The organism is Nocardia sp. NPDC049220 (assembly GCF_040647855.1).
GTDB lineage: Bacteria > Actinomycetota > Actinomycetes > Mycobacteriales > Mycobacteriaceae > Nocardia.
This window is the reverse complement of the sequence record NZ_JBEZDA010000047.1, coordinates 1-3,345: the sequence shown is the minus strand read 5'-3', so window position 1 is coordinate 3,345 and position 3,345 is coordinate 1. Positions and strand designations below refer to the sequence as shown.

At 69.4% G+C, this 3,345-nt stretch carries 2 protein-coding genes; both read right to left on the bottom strand.

Going from position 1 to position 3,345, the window contains the following annotated elements; translation table 11 throughout:
- Positions 1–23: 23 nt before the first annotated feature.
- On the bottom strand, positions 24–1,736 hold the full coding sequence (locus tag AB0C34_RS31440; RefSeq protein WP_356114065.1) for a glycerol-3-phosphate dehydrogenase/oxidase: 1,713 nt from the start codon (positions 1,734–1,736) through the stop codon (positions 24–26).
- Positions 1,737–1,813: 77 nt separating this feature from the next.
- On the bottom strand, positions 1,814–3,331 hold the full coding sequence (glpK, locus tag AB0C34_RS31435) for a glycerol kinase GlpK (protein ID WP_280910008.1): 1,518 nt from the start codon (positions 3,329–3,331) through the stop codon (positions 1,814–1,816).
- Positions 3,332–3,345: the final 14 nt, after the last annotated feature.

Below are 3,345 nucleotides of genomic sequence, written 5' to 3'. Positions count from 1 at the left end.
TCGTTTCCAGCCCCCGACCCTACTCAGTGCACCGGGATGATGTCGGGGGCGCCGAGCCGTACCGCGTCGGCGGTCTGGTCGTCCGGCTGCTGCTGGGCCTCGCGTTCGGCGGCCACCCGCTTCAGGTAGTGGTTGACCTCACGGTCCCGGTGCGCCTGGTCCCATCCCAGGTGAGGCGCCATCAGGTCCGCGACGGTCTGCGCCGCGTCCACACCACGGTCCCAGGACTCGATGGAGATCCGAGTACGTCGGGCGAGCACGTCCTCCAGGTGGCGGGCACCCTCATGGGTCACCGCGTACACCGCCTCGACGCGCAGGTAATCATCGGAGCTCGGCAACGGCTTGCCGAGCGAGGAGTCGGCTTCGACCATGGCGAGCAGCTCGTGCACCAGGGAGCCGTAGCGGTTCAACAGGTGCTCGATGCGGGCGACATGCAGCCCGGAGCACTCGGCGAGGTTGTGGCGGGAGTTCCAGAGGGCCGGATAGCCGTCGGCGCCGAGCAGCGGAACGCGTTGCGTGACGCAGTCGGGCACTTTCTCGTCCAGGCCGCGGGTCGCCTCGTCGACCGCGTCCTTGGCCATCACCCGATAGGTCGTGTACTTGCCGCCGGCCACCACGACGAGACCGGGCACCGGGTGTGCGACCAGGTGCTCCCGTGACAGTTTGCTGGTTTCTGCGGCCTCGCCGGACAGGAGGGGACGCAGACCGGCGTAGACGCCTTCGACATCCTCCGGAACCAAAGGCGTGGTCAGGACGCTGTTGACGTGTTCCAGCAGGTAGGTGACGTCCTTGGAGCTGAGGGCGGGATGGGCCTTGTCGAGTGTCCAGTCGGTGTCGGTGGTCCCGATGATCCAGTGTCGTCCCCAGGGGATGACGAACAGCACGCTCTTCTCGGTGCGGAGGATGAGCCCGGTGCGGGAGTTGATCCGGTCACGGGGGACCAGCAGGTGTACGCCCTTGGAGGCGCGGACGTGGAACTGGCCGCGCGTACCGGCGAGGGCCTGGGTGTCGTCGGTCCACACGCCGGTCGCGTTGATGACCTGCTTGGCTCGCACCTCTGTCTCGTCGCCGGTCTCCAGATCCGTGACAGCGGCTCCCACCACCCGCTCGCCCTGCCGCAGGAAGCGGCTGACACGGGTGCGGTTGGCGGCCAGCGCTCCGTAGGCGACGGCCGTGCGGGTGAGGAACATGGTGTGCCGGGCGTCGTCGACCTGGGCGTCCCAGTACTGGATCCCGCCGACCAGGGCGTCGGAGCGCAGCGCGGGCGCCTCGCGCAGGGCTTGGCGCTTGAGCAGGTGGCGGTGGTGGGGCAGACCTCTGGAGGTACCGGAGGCCGCAGCCATGGTGTCGTACAGCAGCACGCCGGCGCCGACGTACGGACGCTCCCGGATCCGGTGTTGCAGGGGGTAGAGGAACGGCACCGGACGCACCAGGTGAGGGGCCAGCAACTGAAGCAGGAGTCCGCGTTCCTTCAGGGCTTCGGCGACGAGCCGGAAGTCCAGCATCTCCAGGTAGCGCAGGCCGCCGTGGATGAGCTTGCTGGAGCGGCTGGAAGTGCCCGAGGCCCAGTCCCGGGCTTCGACGAGGCCGACTCTCAGGCCCCGAGTGGCGGCGTCCAGGGCCGCACCCGCGCCGACTACACCGCCTCCGACGACGAGGACGTCGAGCTCGCCCTCTCCCAGTCGGACCAGGGCCTCCGCGCGTGCGCCGGGCGAGAGAGCCATCGGGTTCGCCATGGGTCTCCTCCTCGTGCAGCGGGGTGCGGGCGGCGCACGCGGCTCGGGCGGGCCCATTCGGGCGCTCCGGCCGGAACCTATTCGACCTTGGCCCAGTCGAGCGTGCGCTCCACCGCCTTCTTCCAGCCCGCGTATCCTTCCGCGCGCTGTTCCTCGGACCACTGGGGTTCCCAGCGCTTGGACTCCTGCCAGTGGGTGCGCAGTTCGTCCGTGTCCTGCCAGAAACCGGTGGCCAGGCCGGCGGCGTAGGCGGCGCCGAGCGCGGTGGTCTCGGCGACGACCGGGCGGCTGACCGGGACGCCGAGGACGTCGGCCTGGATCTGCATGCACAGGTCGTTGGCCGTCACGCCGCCGTCGACCTTGAGCACGTCGAGGTGGACGCCGGAGTCCTGCTCCATGGCCTCCACCACGTCACGGCTCTGGTAGCAGATGGCTTCCAGGGCGGCCCGCGCCAGGTGGCCGCCGTCGTTGTACCGGGCGAGGCCGACGATCGCGCCGCGGGCGTCGGAACGCCAGTACGGGGCGAACAGGCCGGAGAAGGCGGGGACGAAGTAGATCCCGCCATTGTCCTCGACGGTACGCGCCAGGCGTTCGCTCTCGGCGGCGTCATTGATGATCTTCAGCTGGTCGCGCAGCCATTGCACCGCGGAGCCTGTGACGGCGATGGAGCCTTCGAGTGCGTAGATCGCCGGGCTGTCGCCGAACTGGTACGCCACGGTGGTCAGGAGGCCGTGCTGGGACCGCACCAGTTCCGTGCCGGTGTTGAGCACCAGGAAGTTGCCGGTGCCGTAAGTGTTCTTGGCTTCGCCGGGCGCGTAGCAGACCTGCCCGACGGTGGCTGCCTGCTGGTCGCCGAGCACACCGGTGATGGGGATGGCCGCCCGCAGCGGCCGGGACGTACGGGTCTGTCCGAACGCCTCCCGGTGGGAGGACGGGTTGATGGTCGGCAACATCGCCCGGGGAACGCCGAAGAAGCCCAGCAGCTCGTCGTCCCAGTCGAGGGTCTCCAGGTCCATCAGCATGGTGCGGCTGGCATTGGTCACGTCGGTGGCGTGGACGCCACCGTCGGGGCCGCCGGTGAGGTTCCACAGCACCCAGGCGTCGGTGTTGCCGAAGAGGGCATGGCCCTGCTCGGCCGCCTCGCGGACTCCGTCGACGTTCTCCAGGATCCACTGGATCTTGCCGCCGGAGAAGTACGTGGCCGGCGGCAGCCCTGCCTTGCGGCGGATGACGTCGCCCTGGCCCGAGCGGTCCAGCGCTGCCGCGATGGAGTCCGTACGGGTGTCCTGCCAGACGATGGCGTTGTAGTAGGGGCGGCCGTTGCGCGGGTCCCAGACGACGGTCGTCTCCCGTTGGTTGGTGATGCCGATGGCCGCCAGGTCCTCCGGGGAGAGGTTTCCGTGCCGGAGCGCGTTCTGGATCACCGAGTTGGTGCGCTCCCAGATCTCCACCGGGTCGTGTTCGACCCACCCCGAGCGCGGGAGGATCTGTGAGTGCTCCAGCTGGTGCCTCGCCACCTCGTTGCCGGCATGGTCGAAGATCATGAAACGGGTGCTGGTGGTGCCTTGGTCCACCGCGCCGACGAAGTCCGCCATGGGATGCCGCCTCT